This is a genomic window from Streptomyces sp. 7R007, assembly GCF_054850255.1.
Genome location: NZ_JBTWMV010000004.1, coordinates 118,339 through 140,622 on the forward strand (window position 1 = coordinate 118,339; position 22,284 = coordinate 140,622).

A 22,284-nucleotide genomic window follows, 5' to 3' on the forward strand; every position below is an offset into this window, starting at 1 on the left:
GGTCTCGGCAAGCGCTTGCTATGGAGGTGCGTCATTGCGGCTCCCAACAGGCCTACGAGGGGGGTGGGTTACAAGGAGTCGATCCTGAAGCGCGTGAAGGTTGCCGCGCCGGCGTGTCCCGTTCCGTCGGGCGCGGCCCCGAACAGCCCCAGCAGGGCGCCGACCCAGCGCCAGGGGGTGGCGGCGAAGACGGGCCCGGACGGACGCGGGCCCGCACCGGTGTCGTAGAAGAACCGGCAGCGCGCTCCCGCCCCGATCTCGATCCGCAGCCGCACGCGTCCCTCGGACGCGAGCCGCGGATGATCGGCATCCCGTTCCTTCCCCCACTGCCCGAAAGGCGCGGGAGGGGCCCCCACCGCGACGGCCTCGGCGAACCGGTGCACCACGTGCACCGCCCCGTCACTCCCCCGCTGGAGCCCGATCCAGCCGAAGGCGTCCCCGAGCACCGCGAGCCCCGCCCGGGCCCCCGGCTCCTCGCTGTGCAGGGTCAGCTCCACCTCGGCGGCCGACGGGGTGCCCGGCAGCCGCTGGGTGAGGATGTTCGGGAGTTTCCGCAGGTCACCGACGTCCTCCGAACGGACGCAGGTCAGCCGCAGGCCGTCGCCGGAGTGCTGGGTGGCCCAGCCGTCCCGTGGGTTGGCGGTCCAGCTCCACTGGCGGCCGAAGCGCCCGCCGGGGAAGTCGTCGTCGGTGGCGGGCGCGGCGGGCGGCTGCGGCGGCAGGGCGGGCGCCTCGTGCACGGCGACGGGGGCGCCCTCGTCGCCGATCACCGGCCAGCCGTCGCTCCCCCAGCGCATCGGCTGGAGGTGGACGACCCGGCCGTACGCGCCCCGCTGCTGGAAGTGCAGGAACCAGTCCTCGCCGGCCGGGGTGCGCACCCAGCCGCCCTGATGGGGCCCGTTGACGTCGGTGTCCTTCTGCTCCAGGACGATCCTCTCCTCGTACGGCCCGAAGAAGCCGCGCGAGCGGAAGGCGCCCTGCCAGCCGGTCTCCACCCCGCCCGCCGGGGCCAGGATCCAGAACCAGCCGTCGTGCTTGTAGAGCTTGGGGCCCTCCAGGGTGAACCAGCCCGGTATCCGGTCCCCGTCGACGATCAGCTTGCCCTCGTCGAGGACTTCGGTGCCGTCGCGGCGCATCCGGTGGCCGGTGAGGCGGTTCTTCACCCCCGAACGGGACTTGGCCCAGGCGTGCACCAGGTAGGCGTCGCCCGTCTCCTCGTCCCACAGAGGGCAGGGGTCGATGAGGCCCTTGCCGGCCTTGACCAGGTGCGGACGCGTCCAAGGCCCGCGCACCGCAGGGGCGTTGACCTGGAAGATGCCCTGGTCGGGGTCGCCCCAGAAGATCCAGAAGCGGTCGTCGTGGTACCTCAGCGCCGGTGCCCACACCCCGCAGTCGTGCCGCGGCACCCTGAACTCCGCTTCCGGCTCCAGGCGTTCGAGGGCATGGCCGACCAGCGTCCAGTTGACCAGGTCGCGGGAGTGCAGCAGGGGCAGGCCCGGGGCGCGGCCGAAGCTGGAGGCGGTGAGGTAGAAGTCGTCGCCGACGCGCAGGACGTCCGGGTCGGACCAGTCGGCGTTCAGGACGGGGTTGGTGTACGTCGTCACCGGCTCACCGCCTTGCGGACCAGCGCCGCCGCCTCGTCCCGGCCCAGCCGCCCGTCGGCGACGACGGTGACGACGCGGCGTACGACCGTCTCGCCCGGCTCGATCGGGAGCCGCTCGTCGTGGGCCAACGACGAGCCCACGCCCGGGTATTCGGCGGTGCGGACGAACCACGGGTCGCGGCGGGTGGCGTCCGTGGCGCCGGCGAACACGAGGGTCCAGGCGGATCCCGCGAGGGCGAGCCAGTCGGCGCGGTGGCCGTGCACCTCCGGCTCCCCCTCGCCGTCGGGGGTGAAGACGTCGGGGGCGTCGGGCTCCTTGCGCGCGCGCCAGAAGAAGCCGCCGTACGCGGCGCCCGGGCGCCCGTTGGTGGCCGGGCTGCCGAGGGAGAGCAGGCCCGGGGTCACGTTGGTGAGGGAGAAGGTGAAGTCCAACGACCAGGCGGCGTCGGCGAGTTCGGTGGCGGCGACCGTGCGGCGCTCGCGCAGCAGCTCGGCCCCCGAGGCCACCCAGCGCAGTTCCTCCACGAAGCCGTCGGGGTCGCGCAGCTGGAAGGACAGGTGGCGCTGCGCGCCGTGGTTGTCCAGTTCGGTGGGGCCCTGGCCGCGGACGTAGGTCCGGCCGCCCCAGAAGTTGTGCCCCTCGACGTCGGGAACGGCGACACCGACGCCGAGGTGGTGGGTGTGGTCGGCGGGGCTGAGCTCGGTGACCGCCGTGCCGGCCAGGGTGGTGACGGGGTGCAGATAGGGGCGCGGCGAGAGCCGGGCCGGGAGGTCGGGCCGGGTGACGTAGCGGCCGACCGGGCGGCCCGCGACACGCAGGACCGGCGAGTCGTCGGTCGTCATCAGGTGCTCACCTCTTTCGGTGGGGCCCAGGTGGCGCCCAGCTCGGAGTAGAGGGCGAGGGTGTCGGCGCAGGCCGCGACCAGCCCGTCGATGCCGTCCACGACCCGGCGGTCCTCGGCGGGGACCGGGTGCCAGGCCCCGGGCGGCAGCGGGGCCGGGTCGGGGGCCAGCCGGATGGCTTCGACGACCTTCATGAAGGCGCCCGTCGCATCCGGGGTGACCAGCAGGTCGTCGCCGTCGGTGAGGTGGTCGACCAGGTTCTCCAGCAGGTCGGTGCGGCCGTACTCGTACTCCTCCGGCCCGTGGTCGGCCCGCTGGAGCAGGACGCGGTCCTGCTTGTACCAGAAGGTGATCCGGCCGCTGGTGCCGTGGATGAGGACGTACGGCTCGCCGGGGCGCTCGGCGCACAGGGTCGCGGCGACGGTGACCTGGCGGCCCTGCGCGGTGGAGACGCGGACGCAGGAGGTGTCGTCGGACTCGATGTCGTTGGCGCGCAGCAGCTCCAGCTCGACGTCGGTGACGTCCTCGGCGTACGGGGAGCCGTTGAGCGCGAGGCCGGTGGCGACGGCGTGGGCGAGCGGGTTGGTCAGCGCGCCGTCGACCACGTCGACGCCGTTCAGCCGCCGCTTCCCGGCCCAGGGCGCCCGCCGGTAGTACGACTCCGCCCGCGCCCAGGCACCGGCTCCGCCGACGCCGACGACCTCGCCGACGGCGCCCTCGGCGATCATCTCGCGGATCGCCGGCACGGCGTGCGAGCCGAGCGACTGGAACCCGATCTGGCAGGCGACGCCGGCCGCGGCGACCCCGTCGGCCATCCGGTGGAACTCGGCGTACGACGGCGCGGGCGGCTTCTCCAGCAGCAGGTGCACGCCCTTGCCGGCGGCGGTCAGCGCGAGGTCGGTGTGCGTGGGGATCGGCGTGCAGATCACCGCGATCCGGGCGCCGGTGGAGTCGAGGAGGGCGCCGAAGTCGGCGGACTGCTCGGGGGTGCCGAGTCCGTCGGGGATCTCGGCGGCGCCGAGCGGGGTCAGCTCGCAGATGCCCGCCAGGCGGACGATGCCCTTGTCCTGGAGCCGGCGGATGTTGTCGAGGTGCCAGCGGCCGTGGCCGCGCGCGCCCGCCAGGACGATGTCCACGGTGCTCATGGGGTCCTCCCCGCGCCCGCGCCGCGCGCCACCTGCCGGTCGACCACCGCCGCGCTGTCGATCTTTCCGCGCAGGGTAGGCGTCCAGCCGGCGTCGGCGGCTCGGGCGTCGGCGGGCGCGGGGACGCAGGGCACGCCCGACAAGGCGGTCACGGCGAGGAGGTGACGGGCTCTCATCCCTTCACCGCCCCCGCGCTGAACCCGGTGATCAGCCACTTCTGGATGAACGCGAAGACGATCACGACGGGGACGGCCGCGATGATGCCGCCCGCGGCGAGCGCGCCGAGGTCGACGCTGTCCGCGCTCATCAGGGTGTTGAGGCCGACCGGGATGGTCTGCTTGCTCTGGTCGGACAGGAACATCAGGGCGAACAGGAAGTGGTTCCAGGCGTGCACGAAGGCGAAGGAGCCGACGGCGATCAACCCGGGCCGCAGCAGCGGCAGGACGACGATGCGGAAGGCGGTGAAGCGGTTGCAGCCGTCGACCCAGGCGGCCTCCTCCAGGGAGTAGGGCACGTTCCGGATGAAGCCGCTGATCAGGATCATCGACAGCGGCAGCTGGAAGACCGTCTCGGCGATGACGACGCTGCCGAGGGAGTTGATCATCCGCAGGTTGGCGAAGATCTCGAAGAGCGGCACCAGCAGCAGCGCGCCCGGCACGAACTGCGTGCACAGCAGTGCCAGCATGAACACCTTCTTGATCCGGAAGTCGAACCGGGCGAGGGCGTAGCCGCCGGCCAGCGCGACCAGGGTCGTCATCACCAGGGTGGCGACGCCGACGAGGACGCTGTTCTGGAAGTAGGTGCCGAACGCCCGCTCGTTCCAGACCTTCTCGAAGTGGTCGAAGGTCATCGGCCAGGGCACGAGCGAGGTCGAGCCCGCCGGGCGCACGGCGAAGAGCAGGATCCAGTAGAAGGGGATCAACGTGAAGAGCAGGTAGATCGAGAGAGGGAGGTAGATGTGCCAGCGGGGGACCTCGTCCCAGGCGCGGCGCTTTCCGCGCGGCCGGGCGGGCTGGGCCTGCACGCGCTCCGGTGCGGGCGCGATCTCGGTGATCACTTCTCGTCGCCTCCGAACTTGCTCAGCCGCAGATAGACGATCGAGCAGAAGAGCAGGATCACGAACGCCACCGTGGTCAGGGCGGAGGCGTAGCCGAAGTTGTGGGCGTCCACGCTGGTGTTGGCGATGTACAGCGGGAGGGTGGTCGTCTCGCCGGCCGGTCCGCCGCCGGTCAGGGTGTAGAGCAGGTCGACGTTGTTGAACTCCCACACCGCGCGCAGCAGCGTCGACAGGACGATGGCGTCCTTCAGGTGCGGCAGGGTGATGTGCCAGAACTGCTTGAGACGGCTGGCGCCGTCGACCTCGGCGGCCTCGTACAGGTCCTTGGAGACGGACTGGAGGTCGGCGAGGATGAGGATCGCGAAGAAGGGGACGCCTCTCCACAGGTCGGCGACGATCGCCGCCGGGAAGACGGTGGAGGTGTCGGAGAGCCAGCTGGTGCCGTAGGAGCCGATGCCCATGTCGGCGAGGTAACGGGTGACGCCCGTCTGGGAGTTGTAGAGCAGCACCCAGATCGCGGAGGTCAGCACGCCGGAGACGGCCCACGGGGAGAAGACCAGGGCGCGTCCCAACGCCCGTCCCACGAAGGTCTGGTTGACGATCAGCGCGAGCGCGAGACCGAAGAGCAGCTGCAACCCGACCTCGACGACGACCCATTTGGCGCTGAAGGTCAGCGTGTCCCAGAACTGGGTGTCCTTGGTGAAGATCTGGACGAAGTTGTCGAAGCCCGCGTAGCCGTTCCGCCACGGCTTGGTCGGGTTGTAGTTCTGCAGGCTGTAGTAGAAGACGCTGAGGACGGGATAGGCGATGAAGCCCAGCATCAGCAGGGCCGCCGGCGCGATCAGCAGGTACGGGAGCCTGCGGGGCGTGGCGGAGGCACGGCGCCGCCGGGGTGGCGCGGGCGGTTTCGCCACGGCTGCGGCTTGGGCCATGACTGTTCTCCGTTCGGTACAGGAAGCGCTTGCTTACCGGGCATGGGAAAGGAGCTCAACCGGCGTAAGGGTCCGGCGCCTTCCCCGGCCGGGCGAGGAACTCGAAGTCGCAGCCGGTGTCGGCCTGGGTGATCTGCTCGTTGTAGAGCGCGCCGTAGCCGCGCTCGTAGCGGGTGGGCGGCGGCGTCCACTCCGCCCGCCGGCGCTCCAACTCCTCGTCGTCCACGTTGAGCTGGAGCGTGCGCGCCTCGACGTCCAGGGTGATCGAGTCACCGCTGCGGACCAGCGCGAGCGGCCCGCCGACGTACGACTCGGGCGCGACGTGCAGCACGCAGGCGCCGTAACTCGTGCCGCTCATGCGGGCGTCGGAGATCCGGACCATGTCGCGCACGCCCTGTCGGAGCAGGTGGTCCGGGATCGGCAGCATGCCGTACTCGGGCATGCCGGGGCCGCCCTTGGGTCCGGCGTTGCGCAGCACCAGCACGCTGTCGGCGGTGATGTCCGACCCGGGGTCGTCGATGGTGCGTTGCATGGTCTTGTAGTCGTCGAAGACGACCGCGGGACCGGTGTGCTTGAGCAGGTGCGGCTCGGCGGCGATGTGCTTGATGACGGCGCCGTCGGGGCAGAGGTTGCCGCGCAGTACGGCCACCCCGCCCTCGCCCGCGACCGGGTTCTCGCGGGTGCGGATGACGTCGTCGTTGTGGACGACGGCGCCCGCGATCTGCTCGCCCAGCGTGCCGTTGACGGTGGGCCGGCCGAGGTGGAGCAGGTCGGTGATCCGGGAGAGGAACGCGGGCAGGCCGCCGGCGAAGTGGAAGTCCTCCATGAGGTACGTCCGTCCGCCGGGCCGTACGTTGGCCAGCACCGGCACGGTGCGCGCGATGCGGTCGAAGTCGTCGAGGGTGAGCTCGACGCCCGCCCGGCCGGCCATGGCGATGAGGTGGATGACGGCGTTGGTGGAGCCGCCGAGCCCGAGCACCGTGGTGACGGCGTCCTCGAAGGCCTCGCGGGTGAGGATCTCCGAGGGCCTCAGCGCGGTCCAGGCGAGCTCCACGGCCCGGCGTCCGGAGGCGGCGGCCATCCGCTCGTGACCCGAGTCGACGGCCGGGATCGAGGAGGCGCCCGGCAGGGTCATGCCGAGGGCTTCGGCGGCCGCGGTCATCGTGGAGGCCGTTCCCATGGTCATGCAGTGACCGGGCGAACGCGCCAACCCGCCCTGGAGTTCACGCAGTTCGCAGTCGGTCAGGTTGCCCGCGCGGTGCTCGTCCCAGTACTTCCACATGTCGGTGCCGGAGCCGAGGGTCTCCCCGCGCCAGTGCCCGGGCAGCATCGGACCGGCGGGCACGAAGAGCGCGGGCACGTCGGCCGAGGTCGCGCCCATGAGCAGCGCCGGCGTCGACTTGTCGCAGCCGCCGAGCAGCACCGCCGCGTCGATCGGGTAGGAGCGCAGCAGCTCCTCCGTCTCCATCGCGAGCAGGTTGCGGTAGAGCATGGGGGTCGGCTTCTGGTAGGTCTCCGAGAGCGTGGCGACCGGGAACTCGAGCGGGAAGCCGCCCGCCTGCCACACGCCCCGCTTGACCGCCTCGGCGCGTTCGCGCAGATGGACGTGGCAGGGGTTGATGTCGGACCAGGTGTTGAGGACGGCGATCACCGGGCGGCCGCGGTACTCCTCGGCCTCGTAACCGAGCTGGCGCATCCGGGCGTTGTGCGACCAGGTGCGCAACTGGCCCTCGGTGCCGTACCACTGGTGGCTGCGCAGTTCCTCCGGGCTCAGGCGCGCTCTGCCGGTCATATCGACCACCCCGCGGCGATCGCGGCGACCTCGGCGCGCTGGTCCTCCGGCAGCGTCCGGCTCGGCGGGCGCACGTCGCGGCGGCACAGGCCGAGGGAGGCGAGGGCCTCCTTGACGACGGTGACGTTGTTCGCGGAGCCGTTCGCGGCGCGCAGTTCCTCGAAGCGGCGGATCTGCTCCCAGACCTTCATCGCGGCCGGGTAGTCGCCGGACCGCAGCGCTTCGATCATGTTCAGCGAGACGGACGGGGCGACGTTCACCAGGCCGGAGGTGAAACCGGTGGCGCCCGCGGAGAAGTAGGAGGGGGCGTAGGGCTCGGCGAGCCCGGCGATCCACACGAAGCGGTCCAGGCCCGCGTCCCGGGCGAAGGCGGCGAACTTGTTGGCGTCCGGGACGGCGTACTTGACGCCGATGACGTTCGGGCAGGCGTCGGCGAGCTGGGCGAGGCGGGCGCCGGAGAGCTGGGCGTTGCGGATGTAGGGCACGACGCCGAGTTCGGGGACGGCCTCGGCGATGGCGCGGTGGTAGTCGACCCAGCCGGCCTGCGAGACGTACGGGTGGACGGGCTGGTGGACCATGACCATCTGGGCGCCGAGGTCGCGGGCGTGCCGGGCGGAGGCCACGGCGGTGGGCACGTCGTGGCCGACGCCGACCAGGATCGCGGCGCGGTCGCCGGCCTCGTCGACGGTCATCTCGGTGACCAGGCGCCGCTCGTCGGGGGTGAGGGCGTAGAACTCCCCTGTGTTGCCGTTCGGGGTGAGGATCCGCACCCCGCCCTCCAGCAGCCGACGCAGCAGGGCCCGGTAGGCGTCCTGGTCGACGGAGCCGTCCTCGGCGAACGGGGTCACCGGGATCGCCACCACGTCGGCCAGCGCCGCCCGACCGGTCTCGAACGTCACGCTGCTCATTCCTGGCCTTCCTCTTGTGTCGCCTCGGGGAACGCGCGCCGCACGAACGACGCGATGTGGGAGTGGAGGGCGCGCGCGGCGCCGTCGGCGTCTCCTTCCAGGGCGAGTCGCAGGATCTCGCGGTGCTCGTCGGCCTCCCGGTCCCAGGAGGGGGAGGCCGCCCAGGCCACGGCGGAGACGAGGGCGGCCTGGTCGCGGACCTCGTCGAGCATCCGGCCGAGCAGCGGGTTGCCGCAGGGCAGGTACAGGGCGCGGTGGAACTCCCGGTTGGCGAGGGACCGTTCGGCGGTGTCGGTGGCGGCGTCGGCCCGGGTCAGGGCGTCCTTGGCGGCGTCCAGGGAGGCGCCGCGCCGCACCGCCCTGCGCAGCGCCTCGGGCTCCAGCAGCAGCCGTACGTCGTAGACCTCGCGCGCCATGTCCGCGTCCACCATGCGCACCGTGACGCCCTTGTACTGGCTCATCACGACGAGCCCGGTCCCGGCCAGGGTCTTGAGCGCCTCGCGCACCGGGGTCTTGGACACCCCGAACCGGGCGGCGAGTTCGGTCTCCACCAGGGCCTGACCCGGCGTGAACCGCCCGGTGAGGATGCGGCGTTTGATCTCCTCCAGCACGTACTGCGTGCGGGAGGGGATCGGCGTGGGCACAGAGGTCATGCGCGCCTCTCGGAAGTCACGTGTCAGATCTCGGGTATCTGATCTCGCGTATCGCGTCTCATATATGACGTACGAAGTACGACGCGTTGAAGGTAGGAGGGGGCGCATGTTTCGTCAATGCTTCCGGCAGAGGAAATCGGGATTGCCGGGGAAAGCGCTTGTCAGAAGGTGCGGGTGTCGCCCTCCCGCGCGGCGGACGTCCGTCCGCGGAAGACGGCGGCGGCGCGCTTCACCGCCGCGTCCCGGGTGAGGGCGGGTCCGACGTGGGTCAGGAGGAGTTCGCGCGCGCCGGACGCGCAGGCGCCGGCGTCCTCCGGGGTGAGGTGGACGCGTTGTTCGCCTTCGCGATGCCGGTCGGCGTCGGCCTCGCACAGGAACAGGTCGGCGCCGGTGGCGAGTTCGGCGAGCGCGTCGCACGGCCCGCTGTCCCCGGAGTAGGCGAGCACGCTGCCCTGGCACTCGGCGCGCAGCCCGTACGCCTCGACGTCGTGGACGACGGCGCGCGCGGTGAGCCGGAGGTTCCAGTGCCGCACGGTGTGGCCGTCGTACAGGGGGTGGAAGGCGAGGACGCCGTCCAGGAACCGGACGTCCGGCCGGCCGAGGAACCCCGCCAGCCGGTGGGCGCAGCCGGCCGGCGCGTAGACCGGGATCGGGGCGGGCGGGGTGAGGCCGCCGTGGGCGAAGGCGTAGACGGCGGCGAGCAGGTCGGCGGTGTGGTCGGCGTGCAGATGGGAGATCCAGATCGCGGTGAGGCGGCTGGGGTCCGTGTGCCGTTGCAACTCGGCGAAGGTGCCGGGCCCCGCGTCGATCCACACCTCGGCGCCGCCGCCGCGCAGCAGGTGGCCCGAGCAGGGGCGGTCCGGCCCCGGATGCGGGGAGGCGGTGCCGAGGACGGTGAGGCTGAGGGGCATGGTGGGGAGGGTACGGACCGCGCCCTCGGCCCGCTTCCGGTTTACCCGCGGCTACGGCTTCCGCGTACCGCCGGCTACGGCGTCCAGCCCGGATCACGCCCGCTCAGGCCCACCGCCCGGTCGAGCAGCGGCGCGCCGTCGGGAACGGGCACGACGGGTCCGAAGATCCCGCCGCCCCGGCTCGGGTCGTTCGCCGCCGCGTACAGGAAGTCGTACGACGTCCGCAGCGCGGCCGGGTCCGGTGTGTACGGCTGTCCGGTGGCGCGGGCCAGGTCCCAGCCGTGGATCACCAGTTCGTCGACGGCGCCGGCGACCGCGCCGGGCAGGTCCAGGCCGCCGGCCCGGGTCGTGCCGGTCCAGGCGGCCGGGTCGCGCCAGGCGTCGGCGAGCTCGTCGAGGGCCTTCGGCAGCTCGGTGCGCCAGCCCGGGGGGAGGTCGCACGCGGCGGCGTCCGGGGCGGTGGCGGTGGTGGCGCCCAGGTCCTTGCGTGCGGCGTCGCGGAAGGCGACGGACAGGCCGAGCAGGTGGCCCAGCATGCTGCGCACGGCGCAGCCGGGGCACGGCGTCGCGTCCGCGAGCTGCTCGTCGCGCACCCCCTCCGCGAGCCGCGCGATGACGCGGGTCTGTGCTCCGAAGTCCAGGGTCGTGTCGGTCATGCGCGCTCCTCACAGTCGGGTCTGAGGGGTGGACCGGCGCGGCCCCCGAAACTCATCGCACCGTCAGGCCGCATCCTCCTCGACCGGCGTCACCGCCTCGGGGACGCGCCGGGCTCGCGGCCTGCCTCGGCCCTCCGGCTCGCCGTTTCTAAGGCACCTGCCCGATCTGCGGCCGGGGGCCTTAGAGCCACGATGGCCGGGCATGACGACATCGACGTGGACGGTGGTGCGGGTCCTGCGGGACCGCAACGCGGGGCTCTGCCTGGCCGGGATCGTGGTCTCCGGTTTCGGTACCTCCGCGCTGTGGCTGGCATCCGGCGTATGGGTCAAGGAGCTGACGGGCTCGGACGGGCTGGCCGCGCTGTGCCTGCTCGCCATGTGGGCGCCGACGCTCGCGGGCCCGCTGCTGGGCACGCTCGCCGACCGGGTCCGCCGCAGACCCCTGCTGATCGGCGGCAACCTCCTGCCGGCCGCGCTCCTGCCCGTCCTGCTCACGGTCGACTCGGCCGGCCGGGTGTGGCTCCTCTACACGGTCCTGTTCGTGTACGGCGCCACCGGCGTCGTCGCGGACGCGGCCGAGGCCGCCCTGGTCGCCACCGCCGTCGACCGGTCGCTGCTGGGCGACTTCAACGGACTGCGCATGACGGCCAACGAGGGCATGAAGCTGACGGCACCGCTCGCGGGTGCGGGTCTGTACGCGGCGTACGGCGGCCCGAGCGTCGCCCTGCTGGACGCGGCCACCTTCGTCCTCGCGGCCGGGCTGTGCGTCCTCATGCGGGTACGCGAGGACGAGCCGGTGCCGGCCGCGGGCGGCTGGTGGGCGCGGACGGCCGAGGGCGCGCGCGTGGTGTGGGCGCACGCCCGGCTGCGGCCGCTGGTCCTGGCGGGCGGCGCCACGATGCTCTGCGCGGGCCTGGCGGGCGCGCTGCTCTACGCCGTCGTCGACGGCCTCGGACGCTCCCCCGCCTACGCCGGTGTGCTGTACGCCGTCCAGGGCGCCGGCTCCGTGGCGGTCGGCGTGGTCTCCGGCCCGGCCCTGCGGCTGCTGGGCGAGCGCCGGTTCGCGGCGGCGGGGATCGTCCTGACGGCGTGCGCGGTGGCGGGGCGGGCGGTGCCGGCCGACGCGGTGGCGCTGGCCTGCGCCGCGGCGAGCGGTGTGGGGCTGCCCTGTGTGCTGATCGCCGCGATGACGGCCGTGCAGCGGGAGACTCCGGGCGCGCTGCTGGGCCGTACGGCCGCCACGGCCAACACCCTGATGTTCACGCCGAACGTGCTGGGGCTGGCCGCCGGGGCGCTGCTGGTCGAGGTGGCCGACTACCGGCTGGTGTCGGCCGCGCTCGGCGTGGCGCTGCTGGTGACCGCGGGCGCCGTGGCGCGGAGCCCGGCGAGGGCCTCCCGCACCGCCGCGAGGTCCCCGTCCGACGCCAACCCGGCGTGATACAGCCGCAGTTCCGTGGCCCCCCGCTCCCGGGCCGCCGCCGCGTCCGCCGCCAGCGTGCCCGGGCTGCCGCCCATCCCCGACACGACCGTGAGGTTGGCGGCGATGACGGCGCCCTGCCGCCGCTGCTCGGCGAAGGGCGTCAGCAGGCCCGGACCGCCCGTGCACGGGACGACCACGCCGTCGGCGACGGACAGGATGTGCCCGGGGTCCACGCCCGCGTTGGCGCCGACGTGGTAGGTCACCGGGTCGGCGTGCAGCAGCACCTGGAAGCCCTCGGGGGCCGCCTCGCGCACCGCGCGGACCGCCGTCTCCTGGAGGGTGCGGGCGGTGTCGTCCCGCCACGCGCGCGTGGCCGCCGCCCGCTCCTGCCCGAGCAGCTTCTCCACCCCGGCCCAGCCCCCTTCGTCGGGCGCCCCCCGCCACAGCGGCTCCAGCGCCTCGCGTACGGCGGCCGCCAACGCGTCGGCGTCCAGGCCCTGTTCGCCGTACCCCTCCCGGCAGGCCGGGCAGAAGCACAGCGCCATCAGGTAGTGGCCGGCGTCGCCGAGGCCGACCCCGCCGGTCTTGTCGTGGGCGTGCAGGTGCTGCAGGCCGTACCAGCCGAGGGACTCCAGTTCGGTGCCGCGCGCGCCCGGCCGTACGGCCGCCTCGGCGGCGAGTTCGACGAGGTACGCGCGCGTGGCGGGCTGGGCGATGCAGGGGGCCCACGGGTAGCGGTCGCCGTAGGCGTTGACGACGGAGGTGTCCGGGTGCTCGGCGCCGAGGCGGGAGTTGTGGGCGAGGACGACCCAGGTGTGCACCTCGAGACCGGCGCCCGCGAGCGCCTCGGCGGCCTCTCCGAAGGCGTCGCCGGGAGCCCAGTCGCCGGCCGGGTAGGGGCGCAGCGGACGTCCGCGCCAGCGGTCGCCGGCCGGGTACAGCACGGCCGCGTGCTCGGCGGTGACGATGCGGTGGCGGGGGTGGCGGGGCGTGAGCGCGCGCGTGGAGTGGTAGGCGGACGCCAGCGTCACCTGCGCCACGCCGAGCGCGGCGACGCGGTCCGCGGCCTCGGGGTCGCCGTTGACGTCCCAGGGATAGACGAAAGCCGATGTCTTCACTTGCCGTCCTCCAGCAGCGCGTACCCGCGGTCGATCAGCTGACCGAGCTGCTTGACATGGTCCTCGGTCGGTTCGTGCAGCGGGGGGCGGACCTCCCCCACGTCCAGCCCGCGCAGCCGTACGCCCGCCTTGACCAGCGAGACGGCGTAACCGCGGCCCTGGGCGCGCAGTTCGACGAACGGCCGGTAGAAGCCGTCGAGCAGGCGGTGCGCGGTGCCGTCGTCGCCGGAGACGAGCGCGCGGTGGAAGGCGAGGGCGATCTCGGGGGCGAAGCAGAAGACGGCGGAGGAGTAGAGCGGGACGCCGATGGCGCGGTAGGCGAGCTGGGTCTGCTCGGCGGTGGGCAGGCCGTTGAAGTAGAGGAAGTCGCCCGTCGCCTCGGTGCGGACGGCGCTGACGATGCGCTGCATGAGGTCGAGGTCGCCGAGGCCGTCCTTGAAGCCGACGATCCCTTCGGTGCGGGCCAGTTCGACGACCGTGTCCGGGGTGAAGACGGCGTTGTCGCGCTGGTAGACGACGACGGGCAGCGCGGTCGCGGCGGCGACCTCGCGGTAGTGCCGCAGCAGCCCCTCCTGCCCGGCGACCACCAGGTACGGCGGCATGGCCAGCAGCCCGTCCGCGCCGGCCGCGGCCGCGAGGCGCGCGTACCGCACGGCCAGCGCGGTGCCGTACCCGGCGCCGGCGACGACCGGCACCCGGCCCGCCGTCTCCTCGACGGCCGCCCGTACGCACGTCTCGAACTCCTCGGGGGTGAGCGCGTGGAACTCGCCGGTGCCGCAGCAGGCGAAGACCGCGGCGGCACCTGCCTCGACCCCGCGGCGCACATGGGTGCGGTAGGCGTCGAGGTCGATCGCGCCGTCCTGGCCGAAGGCGGTGACGGGGAAGAACAGCGGCCCGCGGGGGATGCTGAGTCGAGCAGCGAGAGGGGCAGGCGTCACGGGCTCTCCCGGTTACATGTCTATGATCCGCGTCTACATTCTTGAACGGCACCACGCTAAAGTGCCCCGCAATGGCCGGTCAAGCGCACAAACCCGCCTCAGACCAGCAGATTCCCGCCCCGCATGGGACACTTGACGGGTCCGTCCCGGATCCCTAGCGTGTCCACGGATGTGAATATCGTGCATACACGCGATTCGCCGACCGAAGGAGAAGCGAGGATGCCAGCCCCCCGCACCGTTCTGCTCACCGGCGCCGCCGGCGGTGTCGGCACCCTGATGCAGAACCTGCTCCCGGCCTTCGGCTACGAGCTGCGCCTCCTCGACGTGCGCCCCATCGAGGGCGACCCGGACGCGATCACCGCCGACCTCTCCGACCGGCAGGCGCTGCGCGAGGCCGTACGGGGCGTCGACGCGATCATCCACCTCGCGGGCATCTCCCTGGAAGCCCCCTTCGAGAAGATCCTCAAGGCGAACATCGAGGGCACCTACAACGTGTACGAGGCCGCCCGCGAGGAGGGCGTCGGCCGGATCGTCTTCGCCTCCTCCAACCACGCGGTCGGCTTCACCCCGCGCCCCCGGGGCGACGCACCTCTCGATCCGAGCGCGCTGATCCCGGTCGACACCCCGCGCCGCCCGGACACCTTCTACGGCCTGTCCAAGTCCTTCGGCGAGGACCTCGCGCAACTGTACTGGGACAAGTACGGCATGGAGACGGTGTCGGTGCGCATCGGCTCCTGCTTCCCGGAGCCGACCAGCGTGCGGATGCTGTCGGTGTGGATGAGCCCGGCCGACGGCGCCCGCCTCTTCCACGCGGCCCTGACCGCCGAGAACGTCGGGCACACGGTGGTCTACGGCTCCTCCGCCAACACCCGGCTGTGGTGGGACCTGTCGACCGCGCGGGCGCTCGGCTACGAGCCGCAGGACGACTCCGAGCCGTACGCGGAGAAGCTGATCGCCGAGCAGGGCGAGCTGGAACCGGGCAACGTCGCGCACGACTACCTGGGCGGCGCCTTCGTCAGCGACCCGCCGATCTGGCCGTACTGAACGGCCGGTTCCGACGGCGAGCGGGCACGGAACGGGCCGCCGCGCCGCCCATTCGGGCATGGGCGCGACGTGGGCGCCGGCGCGCCGGCGCCACCCCCAGGGGCGCGCGGAACCTCGCGACCAGCCACGACGAACCCGCGCCCGCCCGCCACCGACACCTGCCGAGTCCGTGGGCGACGGCCGCCCGAACGGGCACACGCGGACACGATCGCCTCCGCAACAGACCTGGTCACCGCCACCCACCCGCTGTAGAACTTCCTCCGAGGGCCCGAACGGGCAGCGCACAGGGAAGGCGGGTGACCACATGACCGGCACGGCGGAAGACCGCCAGCGGCACATCGTGAAAGCGGCGCGCGCCAAGGGCTCCGTGGACGTCACCGAGCTCGCCGCCGACCTGGGCGTGGCGAAGGAGACCGTACGACGGGATCTGCGCGCCCTGGAGGACCACGGGCTGGTCCGCCGCACCCACGGCGGCGCCTACCCGGTGGAGAGCGCCGGCTTCGAGACGACGCTCGCCTTCCGCGCCACCAGTCACGTACCCGAGAAGCGCCGGATCGCGGCCGCCGCGGCCGAGCTGCTCGGGGACGCCGAGACGGTCTTCGTCGACGAGGGCTTCACCCCCCAGCTCATCGCCGAGGCGCTGCCCAAGGACCGGCCGCTGACCGTGGTCACCGCCTCCCTGCCGGTCGCGGGCGCCCTCGCCGAGGCGCCGAACACGACCGTCCTGCTGCTCGGCGGCCGGGTCCGCTCCGGCACCCTGGCCACCGTCGACCACTGGACGACCAGGATGCTGGCCGGTTTCGTCCTCGACCTCGCCTACATCGGCGCCAACGGCATCTCGCGCGGCCACGGTCTGACCACCCCCGACCCGGCCGTCAGCGAGGTCAAGGCGCAGGCGATCCGGGCCGCGCGGCGCACGGTGTTCGCCGGTGTGCACACCAAGTTCGGCGCGGTCAGCTTCTGCCGGTTCGCCGAGATCGGCGCACTGGAGACGATCGTGACGAGCACGCTGCTGCCGTCGGCGGAGGCCCATCGGTACGCGCTGCTGGGCCCCCAGGTCGTGCGCGTCTGACCCGGGACATCCGAACAGCAGACCCATCCGTTCGAAAAGCAAACCCACTCCCCCGGGGCACACGTACGCCGTCGCGCGCCCCTTATCTCCCCTTATGTCACCTCTCCATACGTCCAGGAGCGATTCATGCGAACCCAGAGCCGACGACGGCCGCCGCGAGCCACGCTCGCCCTGGCCGCCGCAGGGACGCTGCTCGCCCCGCTGCTCTCCGGCTGCTGGGTCGGGGCGGGCGGGGCCGGCTCCGGCGGCGACTCCGTCAACGTCCTGATGGTCAACAACCCGCAGATGGTGGAGCTGCAGAAGCTGACCAAGGCCCACTTCACCAAAGAGACCGGCATCAAGGTCAACTTCACCGTGCTGCCCGAGAACGACGTCCGCGACAAGATCAGCCAGGACTTCGCCAACCAGGCCGGCCAGTACGACGTGGCGACGCTCTCCAACTACGAGATCCCCATCTACGCCAAGAACGGCTGGCTGCACGAGATGGACTCCTACGTCGCCAAGGACCCGGCGTACGACGAACAGGACGTCCTCAAGCCGATGCGGCAGTCGCTCACCGCCGACGACGGCAAGCTCTACGGCCAGCCCTTCTACGGCGAGTCGTCCTTCCTGATGTACCGCAAGGACGTGTTCGAGAAGAAGGGCCTGACCATGCCCGCGCACCCCACCTGGACCCAGGTGGCCGACCTGGCCGCCAAGGTGGACGGCGCCGAGCCCGGCATGAAGGGCATCTGCCTGCGCGGCCTGCCCGGCTGGGGCGAGCTGATGGCCCCGCTGACCACCGTGGTCAACACCTTCGGCGGCACCTGGTTCACCAAGGACTGGAAGGCCCGGCTCGACTCCCCCGCCTTCGAGAAGGCGACGAAGTTCTACGTCGGCCTGGTCCGCGCGCACGGCGAGTCCGGCGCCGCCCAGTCCGGCTTCGCCGAGTGCCTGAACAACATGACCCAGGGCAAGATCGCCATGTGGTACGACGCCACCTCCGCGGCCGGCTCCCTGGAGGCCAAGGGCTCCCCGGTCAAGGGCAAGCTCGGCTACGCCCCCGCCCCCGTCGAGAAGACCGAATCCTCCGGCTGGCTCTACACCTGGGCCTGGGGCATCCAGAAGGCGTCCCGCAACCCCGACAAGGCCTGGAAGTTCATCTCCTGGGCCTCCGGCAAGCAGTACGAGCAACTGGTCGGCGACACCGACGGCTGGTCCAACGTCCCCGCCGGCAAGCGCGCGTCGACGTACACCAACGCCGCCTACGTCAAGGAGGCCGCCGCGTTCCAGGAGATGACCAAGGAGGCCATCGAGGACGCCCGGCCCAACGACCCGGGGGTGCAGCCGCGCCCCGCGCCCGGCATCCAGTTCGTCGGCATCCCCGAGTTCACCGATCTCGGCACCAAGGTCTCCCAGGAGATCAGCGCGGCCATCGCCGGACGCCAGTCCGTCGAGTCGGCCCTGAGGAAGTCACAGGCGCTCGCCGAGAAGATCTCCAAGGAGTACGAGGGACGATGACCGCGACGACAACGGCACCCATAGCCGCAACGCCCGTACCAGCCAGGAACGTCCCCTCCGCCCGTCTGCGCGCCTGGGCGACCCGGGCCCCGCTGCTGCCGGCCCTGGTGTTCATGATCGTGGTGACCCAGCTGCCGTTCGTGGCCACCCTGGTGATCTCGTTCTTCGACTGGAACGCCCTCTACCCCAAGGCCCGGCACTTCACCGGCCTGGACAACTACCACGAGGTCCTCACCGACCCGGACCTGCGCCACTCGGTGTGGACGACCGTGCTGCTGACGGTGGCGGTGGTGCTGGCCAGCCTGGTCCTGGGCCTGCTGCTGGCGCTGCTGCTCGACCGGCGCTTCCGCGGCCGGGGCGTGGTGCGCACCCTGCTGATCGCGCCCTTCCTCGTTGTGCCGGTGGCCGCCGCGCTGCTGTGGAAGCATGTGCTCTACAACCCCGAATACGGCTTGCTCAACGGGTTGTTGCACTATGTGGGCGGACCACAGCCCGACTGGATCTCCGACACCCCGCTGCTCGCGGTCGAGGCCGCGCTGGTGTGGCAGTGGACGCCCTTCATGATGCTGATCCTGCTGGCGGGCCTGCAGAGCCGCGACCACCAGCAGATCGAGGCGGCCCGCGTGGACGGCGCGAGCGACTGGCAGATCTTCCGCCATCTGACGCTCCCGCACCTGCGCCGGTACCTGGAACTCGGCGCCCTGCTGGGCTCGATCTACATCGTGCAGAACTTCGACGCGGTCTTCACGATCACCTCCGGCGGTCTGGGCACCGCCAACCTTCCCTACACCGTCTACCAGAGCTTCTACCAGGCCCACGAGAACGGCCTCGCCTCGGCCGCGGGCGTCCTGGTGGTCATCGGCTCGATCGTCATCGCCACCTTCGCGCTGCGCGTGGTGTCGTCCCTGTTCCGCGAGGAGGTGTCCCGCGCATGAGCACCATCGCCGTACGAACCCGCCCGCGCCGCAAGGGAGTCGGCCTCGGCCTGCTGGCCTGGCTGGTGGGGATCGTGTTCTTCCTGCCCATCGCCTGGATGGCGCTGACGTCCTTCCACTCCGAGTCCGACGCGGCCACCAACCCGCCCTCCTTCGGCGCGTCCCTCACCCTGGACGGCTACCGCGAGTTCTTCGGCACCGGCGGCGGCGCGAGCCCCTGGCCGGCGCTGGTCAACTCCACGGTGGCGTCCGTGGCGTCGACGCTGTGCGTGCTGCTGCTGGCCCTCCCGGCGGCGTACGCGCTGTCCGTCCGGCCGGTGAAGAAGTGGACCGACGTGCTGTTCTTCTTCCTGTCCACCAAGATGATGCCGGCGGTGGCGGGCCTGCTGCCGATCTACCTGTTCGCCAAGAACGCCGGCATGCTGGACAACATCTGGCTGCTGGTCCTGCTCTACACCGCCATGAACCTGCCGATCGCGGTGTGGATGATGCAGTCCTTCCTCGCCGAGGTGCCGGTCGCCGTCATCGAGGCGGCGCAGATCGACGGCGCGCGGCTGCCGACCATCCTCGCGCGCGTGGTCGCCCCGATCGCGCTGCCCGGCATCGCGGCGACGGCCCTGATCTGCTTCATCTTCAGCTGGAACGAGCTGCTGTTCGCCCGTGTCCTGACCGGGGTCGTGGCCGAGACCGCCCCGGTCTTCCTGACCGGCTTCATCACCAGCCAGGGACTGTTCCTGGCGAAGGTGTGCGCCGCGTCGCTCGTCATCTCCCTGCCGGTGCTCGCCGCGGGGTTCGCCGCCCAGGACAAACTGGTCCAGGGCCTGTCGTTGGGAGCCGTGAAATGAAGGCCGCCGTCATCGAGTCCGTGGGCCGCGCCGTCGTCACCGAGGTCCCGGACCCGACGCCAGGGCCGCGCGAGGTCGTCGTCGAGGTCGCCGCCTGCGGCCTGTGCGGCACCGACCTGCACATCCTCCAGGGCGAGTTCGCGCCCAAGCTGCCCATCGTCCCCGGGCACGAGTTCGCGGGCGAGGTGGTCGGGGTCGGCACCCAGGTCACCGAGGTCGCGATCGGCGACCGGGTGGCGGTCGATCCCTCGCTGTACTGCCACGAGTGCCGGTACTGCCGTATCGGCCACAACAACATGTGCGAGCGGTGGGCGGCGATCGGCGTGACGACGGCCGGCGGCGCGGCCCGGTTCGCGCTCGCCCCGGTGGCGAACTGCGTGAAGCTGCCCGAGCACGTGCGCACCGAGGACGCCGCCCTGGTGGAGCCCCTGTCGTGCGCCGTGCGCGGCTACGACGTCCTCCAGTCGCGCCTGGGCGCACACGTCCTGATCTACGGCTCCGGGACGATGGGCCTGATGATGCTGGAGCTGGCCAAGCGCACGGGCGCGGCGAGCGTGGACGTGGTGGACCTGAACCCGGCCCGCCTGGAGACCGCCCGCCGGCTCGGCGTCTCGGCGTCGGCGGCGAGCGCGGACGAGCTGGAGCGCCCGCAGGGCTGGGACGTCGTGATCGACGCGACGGGCAACGCGGCGGCGATCCAGGACGGCCTGGACCGGGTGGCGAAGGCGGGCACGTTCCTGCAGTTCGGGGTGGCGGACTACGCGACCCGCGTGACGATCGACCCGTACCGCATCTACAACCAGGAGATCACCATCACCGGTTCCATGGCGGTGCTGCACAGCTTCGAGCGGGCGGCCGAGCTGTTCGCGAACGGGGTGCTGGATCCGGAGGTCTTCATCAGCGACCGCGTCCCGCTGGAGCGGTACCCGCAGGCGCTGGACCAGTTCGCGGCGGGGGTCGGCCGCAAGATCGTGGTGGTGCCGTAGACCGGGCGGCGCAATTGATCGCTTGGTAAGGGAACGGTAAAGCGGGCCCGGTCGTTCAACGGGTATGACAGCTATGACCCCCGGCTCGAACATCCCGCTGACCACCGCCCGCGTGACGGTGGACGTGGCCGCCCCGGTGCGGCTGGACGTCTCGGGCCTGCTGCTCACCGGCGACGGCAAGGTGCGCTCCGACGACGACTTCATCTTCTACAACCAGCCGGCGGGACCGGGCGTGACGTACCGCTCGGGCGGGGGTACGGCACCCGACGCGATCACCGTCGACACGGCCGCGCTCCCGCCGGGCATCGAGAAGGTGGTCGTCACCGCCAGCCCGGACGCGGCCGGCCAGACCTTCCAGGGCATCGAACCGACGGCCACGATCCGCAACGCGGACGACAACAGCGTCCTGGCCACGTTCACGCCCCCGCAGCTCGGCACCGAGACGGCGCTGGTGGTCGTGGAGATCTACCTGCGGGGCGGCGCCTGGAAGGCACGGGCGGTCGGACAGGGGTACGCCAACGGACTGGCGGGCATCGCCACCGACTTCGGCGTGACGGTGGAGGAGCCGGCCCCGGCGGCCCCGCCGCGGCCGGCCGCCCAGCCCCCGGCCGCACCGCCGGCGCCGCCCCTGTCCACCATGGCTCCGCCTCCCCCGCCCGCACCGCCCGCGCCCGCGGCCCCCGCCCCCGGCGCCGGGAAGATCAACCTCGACAAGGGCCGCGTCAGCCTCCAGAAGAACCAGACCGTCTCCCTCGTCAAGGGCGGCCGCCCGCTGCTCTCCCAGGTCAAGATGGGTCTGGGCTGGGAGCCGGCGTTCCGCGGCCGGGACATCGACCTGGACGCGTCGGTCATCGCGTACGGGCCGCAGCGCAACCACATCGACAGCTGCTACTTCGGCAAGCTGTCGATCCTGAACGGCGCGATCAAGCACTCCGGCGACAACCTCACCGGCGAGGGCGGCGGGGACGACGAGGTGATCGTCGTCGACCTCGGCCGGCTCCCGCAGGAGGTCACGGGCCTGGTCTTCACGGTGAACTCCTTCTCCGGCCAGAAGTTCACCGAGGTGGCCAAGGCCTACTGCCGGCTCCTGGACGCCGCCACCGGCGAGGAGCTGGTCCGCTTCGACCTCACCAACGCCGAAGCGCAGACGGGCGTGATGATGGCCAAGCTGATCCGCCAGTTCTCCGGCGAGTGGGACATGACGGCGCTGGGCTCGTTCGTGAAGGCCCGCACGGTGCGGAACATGGTGAAGCCGGGCGCCGAAGCGTTGTAGAGGGCCGACGGCGGGCGCCTCCGGCAGCGGAGGCGCCCGGCGCTCACCTGGCGTCGGCGGGCCGCAACCCGTGCGTCAGCAGCTCCAGATACCGCCTGATCTCCCGTCCCTGCCCGTTCGCCAGCTCCGAGGCGTGGGACACCCCGTGCGCCAGCCGCAGCACATCGATCGGCTGGACGTCCGCGCGCAGGGTCCCCTCCCGCTGGGCCGCGACCACCAGCCGCTCCGCCGCCTTCTTCATGTGGGTGCCGCAGGCGGTCACCGCCGCGTTGCTCCCGTCCGTCACGGCCGAGCCCAGCAGGGCCTTCAGACCCCGCACCTGGATCGTGCCGAGACACACCTCGTGCAGCCACTCCAGCAGCGCCTCGCCCGGCGGCAGTTCCTCGGCCAGCTCGTCGGCCCGCGACCCGAGCGCCTCGATCGTGTCCACGTACGCCGCCTCCAGCAGCGCCTGCCGGGTCGGGAAGTGCCGGTACAGCGTGCCGGAGCCGACCCCCGCCCGCTTGGCGATGTCGTCGAGCGACGCGTTCTCCCCATGCTCGGCGAAGGCCTGCGCCGCCGCCTTCAGCAACCGCTCGTAGTTGCGCCGAGCGTCCGCGCGCATGGGCCTGACCTGCGTCATCCAGATACTCCTTGCGAACCGGGGACTCTCT

21 protein-coding genes and 1 pseudogene are annotated in these 22,284 nt (G+C 72.2%); 8 read left to right on the forward strand and 14 right to left on the reverse strand.

Annotated elements, in window-relative coordinates; all coding sequences use genetic code 11:
- Window positions 1-68 precede the first annotated feature (68 nt).
- The 11 genes from ACYF6T_RS07270 to ACYF6T_RS07320 form a co-directional block, all read right to left on the reverse strand.
- Window positions 69-1,604 carry a glycoside hydrolase family 43 protein gene (locus ACYF6T_RS07270; protein ID WP_461694376.1) on the reverse strand — a complete coding sequence of 512 codons (1,536 nt, stop codon included), beginning with the start codon at window positions 1,602-1,604 and terminating at the stop codon, window positions 69-71.
- Window positions 1,601-2,446 (reverse strand): DUF6807 domain-containing protein, encoded by an 846-nt coding sequence (locus ACYF6T_RS07275; protein ID WP_461694378.1) that lies wholly within the window; start codon window positions 2,444-2,446, stop codon window positions 1,601-1,603. Before ACYF6T_RS07275 ends, ACYF6T_RS07270 begins: the two co-directional genes overlap by 4 nt.
- Window positions 2,446-3,591: a Gfo/Idh/MocA family protein gene (locus ACYF6T_RS07280; RefSeq protein ID WP_461694380.1), complete on the reverse strand. Its 1,146-nt coding sequence runs from the start codon at window positions 3,589-3,591 to the stop codon at window positions 2,446-2,448. Before ACYF6T_RS07280 ends, ACYF6T_RS07275 begins: the two co-directional genes overlap by 1 nt.
- Window positions 3,588-3,767: a hypothetical protein gene (locus ACYF6T_RS07285; RefSeq protein WP_461694382.1), complete on the reverse strand. Its 180-nt coding sequence runs from the start codon at window positions 3,765-3,767 to the stop codon at window positions 3,588-3,590. Before ACYF6T_RS07285 ends, ACYF6T_RS07280 begins: the two co-directional genes overlap by 4 nt.
- Window positions 3,764-4,648 (reverse strand): carbohydrate ABC transporter permease, encoded by an 885-nt coding sequence (locus ACYF6T_RS07290; protein WP_461694384.1) that lies wholly within the window; start codon window positions 4,646-4,648, stop codon window positions 3,764-3,766. The genes ACYF6T_RS07285 and ACYF6T_RS07290 overlap by 4 nt, the downstream gene beginning before the upstream one ends.
- Window positions 4,645-5,580: a carbohydrate ABC transporter permease gene (locus tag ACYF6T_RS07295; protein ID WP_461694385.1), complete on the reverse strand. Its 936-nt coding sequence runs from the start codon at window positions 5,578-5,580 to the stop codon at window positions 4,645-4,647. Before ACYF6T_RS07295 ends, ACYF6T_RS07290 begins: the two co-directional genes overlap by 4 nt.
- Before the next feature lie 55 nt (window positions 5,581-5,635).
- Window positions 5,636-7,372: an L-arabinonate dehydratase gene (gene araD, locus ACYF6T_RS07300; RefSeq protein WP_461694386.1), complete on the reverse strand. Its 1,737-nt coding sequence runs from the start codon at window positions 7,370-7,372 to the stop codon at window positions 5,636-5,638.
- The gene (locus ACYF6T_RS07305) at window positions 7,369-8,280 is read right to left on the reverse strand and encodes a dihydrodipicolinate synthase family protein (protein ID WP_461694388.1); all 912 of its coding nucleotides are present in this window, start codon (window positions 8,278-8,280) and stop codon (window positions 7,369-7,371) included. Before ACYF6T_RS07305 ends, araD begins: the two co-directional genes overlap by 4 nt.
- Window positions 8,277-8,933, reverse strand: coding sequence for a GntR family transcriptional regulator (locus tag ACYF6T_RS07310; RefSeq protein ID WP_461694390.1), 657 nt, complete (start codon window positions 8,931-8,933; stop codon window positions 8,277-8,279). The genes ACYF6T_RS07305 and ACYF6T_RS07310 overlap by 4 nt, the downstream gene beginning before the upstream one ends.
- Before the next feature lie 161 nt (window positions 8,934-9,094).
- Window positions 9,095-9,844, reverse strand: coding sequence for an MBL fold metallo-hydrolase (locus tag ACYF6T_RS07315; RefSeq protein WP_461694392.1), 750 nt, complete (start codon window positions 9,842-9,844; stop codon window positions 9,095-9,097).
- Between the two features lie 74 nt (window positions 9,845-9,918).
- Window positions 9,919-10,500 (reverse strand): TIGR03086 family metal-binding protein, encoded by a 582-nt coding sequence (locus ACYF6T_RS07320; RefSeq protein ID WP_461694394.1) that lies wholly within the window; start codon window positions 10,498-10,500, stop codon window positions 9,919-9,921.
- Between the two features lie 202 nt (window positions 10,501-10,702).
- Between ACYF6T_RS07320 and ACYF6T_RS07325 the strand changes: the two are divergent.
- Window positions 10,703-11,695: pseudogene (locus tag ACYF6T_RS07325) on the forward strand (MFS transporter); the annotation flags it as partial.
- A 119-nt stretch (window positions 11,696-11,814) separates the two neighbouring features.
- Here the strand turns inward: ACYF6T_RS07325 and ACYF6T_RS07330 are convergent.
- Together ACYF6T_RS07330 and ACYF6T_RS07335 are read right to left on the reverse strand one after the other, a co-directional pair.
- Window positions 11,815-13,038 (reverse strand): hypothetical protein, encoded by a 1,224-nt coding sequence (locus ACYF6T_RS07330; protein ID WP_461694396.1) that lies wholly within the window; start codon window positions 13,036-13,038, stop codon window positions 11,815-11,817.
- Window positions 13,035-13,976: a 5-dehydro-4-deoxyglucarate dehydratase gene (locus tag ACYF6T_RS07335; protein WP_461694398.1), complete on the reverse strand. Its 942-nt coding sequence runs from the start codon at window positions 13,974-13,976 to the stop codon at window positions 13,035-13,037. Before ACYF6T_RS07335 ends, ACYF6T_RS07330 begins: the two co-directional genes overlap by 4 nt.
- Before the next feature lie 219 nt (window positions 13,977-14,195).
- Between ACYF6T_RS07335 and ACYF6T_RS07340 the strand changes: the two genes are divergently transcribed.
- From ACYF6T_RS07340 to ACYF6T_RS07370, 7 genes are all read left to right on the forward strand, one after another.
- Window positions 14,196-15,020: an NAD-dependent epimerase/dehydratase family protein gene (locus ACYF6T_RS07340; protein ID WP_461694400.1), complete on the forward strand. Its 825-nt coding sequence runs from the start codon at window positions 14,196-14,198 to the stop codon at window positions 15,018-15,020.
- A gap of 304 nt (window positions 15,021-15,324) precedes the next feature.
- Window positions 15,325-16,092, forward strand: a complete 768-nt coding sequence (locus tag ACYF6T_RS07345) for a DeoR/GlpR family DNA-binding transcription regulator (RefSeq protein ID WP_461694402.1) — start codon at window positions 15,325-15,327, stop codon at window positions 16,090-16,092.
- 126 nt (window positions 16,093-16,218) lie between these two features.
- Complete coding sequence (locus ACYF6T_RS07350; RefSeq protein WP_461694404.1) at window positions 16,219-17,592, forward strand: ABC transporter substrate-binding protein; 1,374 nt, start codon at window positions 16,219-16,221, stop codon at window positions 17,590-17,592.
- On the forward strand, window positions 17,589-18,527 hold the full coding sequence (locus ACYF6T_RS07355; protein WP_461694406.1) for a carbohydrate ABC transporter permease: 939 nt from the start codon (window positions 17,589-17,591) through the stop codon (window positions 18,525-18,527). Before ACYF6T_RS07350 ends, ACYF6T_RS07355 begins: the two co-directional genes overlap by 4 nt.
- Entirely contained in the window at window positions 18,524-19,372 is an 849-nt protein-coding gene (locus ACYF6T_RS07360; protein WP_461694408.1) for a carbohydrate ABC transporter permease, read from the forward strand. The genes ACYF6T_RS07355 and ACYF6T_RS07360 overlap by 4 nt, the downstream gene beginning before the upstream one ends.
- Window positions 19,369-20,358: a zinc-dependent alcohol dehydrogenase family protein gene (locus ACYF6T_RS07365; protein WP_461694410.1), complete on the forward strand. Its 990-nt coding sequence runs from the start codon at window positions 19,369-19,371 to the stop codon at window positions 20,356-20,358. The genes ACYF6T_RS07360 and ACYF6T_RS07365 overlap by 4 nt, the downstream gene beginning before the upstream one ends.
- A 73-nt stretch (window positions 20,359-20,431) precedes the next feature.
- Window positions 20,432-21,631 carry a TerD family protein gene (locus tag ACYF6T_RS07370; RefSeq protein WP_461694769.1) on the forward strand — a complete coding sequence of 400 codons (1,200 nt, stop codon included), beginning with the start codon at window positions 20,432-20,434 and terminating at the stop codon, window positions 21,629-21,631.
- 43 nt (window positions 21,632-21,674) lie between these two features.
- Here the strand turns inward: ACYF6T_RS07370 and ACYF6T_RS07375 are convergent, their stop codons facing one another.
- Window positions 21,675-22,253: a TetR/AcrR family transcriptional regulator gene (locus tag ACYF6T_RS07375; RefSeq protein ID WP_461694412.1), complete on the reverse strand. Its 579-nt coding sequence runs from the start codon at window positions 22,251-22,253 to the stop codon at window positions 21,675-21,677.
- Window positions 22,254-22,284: the final 31 nt, after the last annotated feature.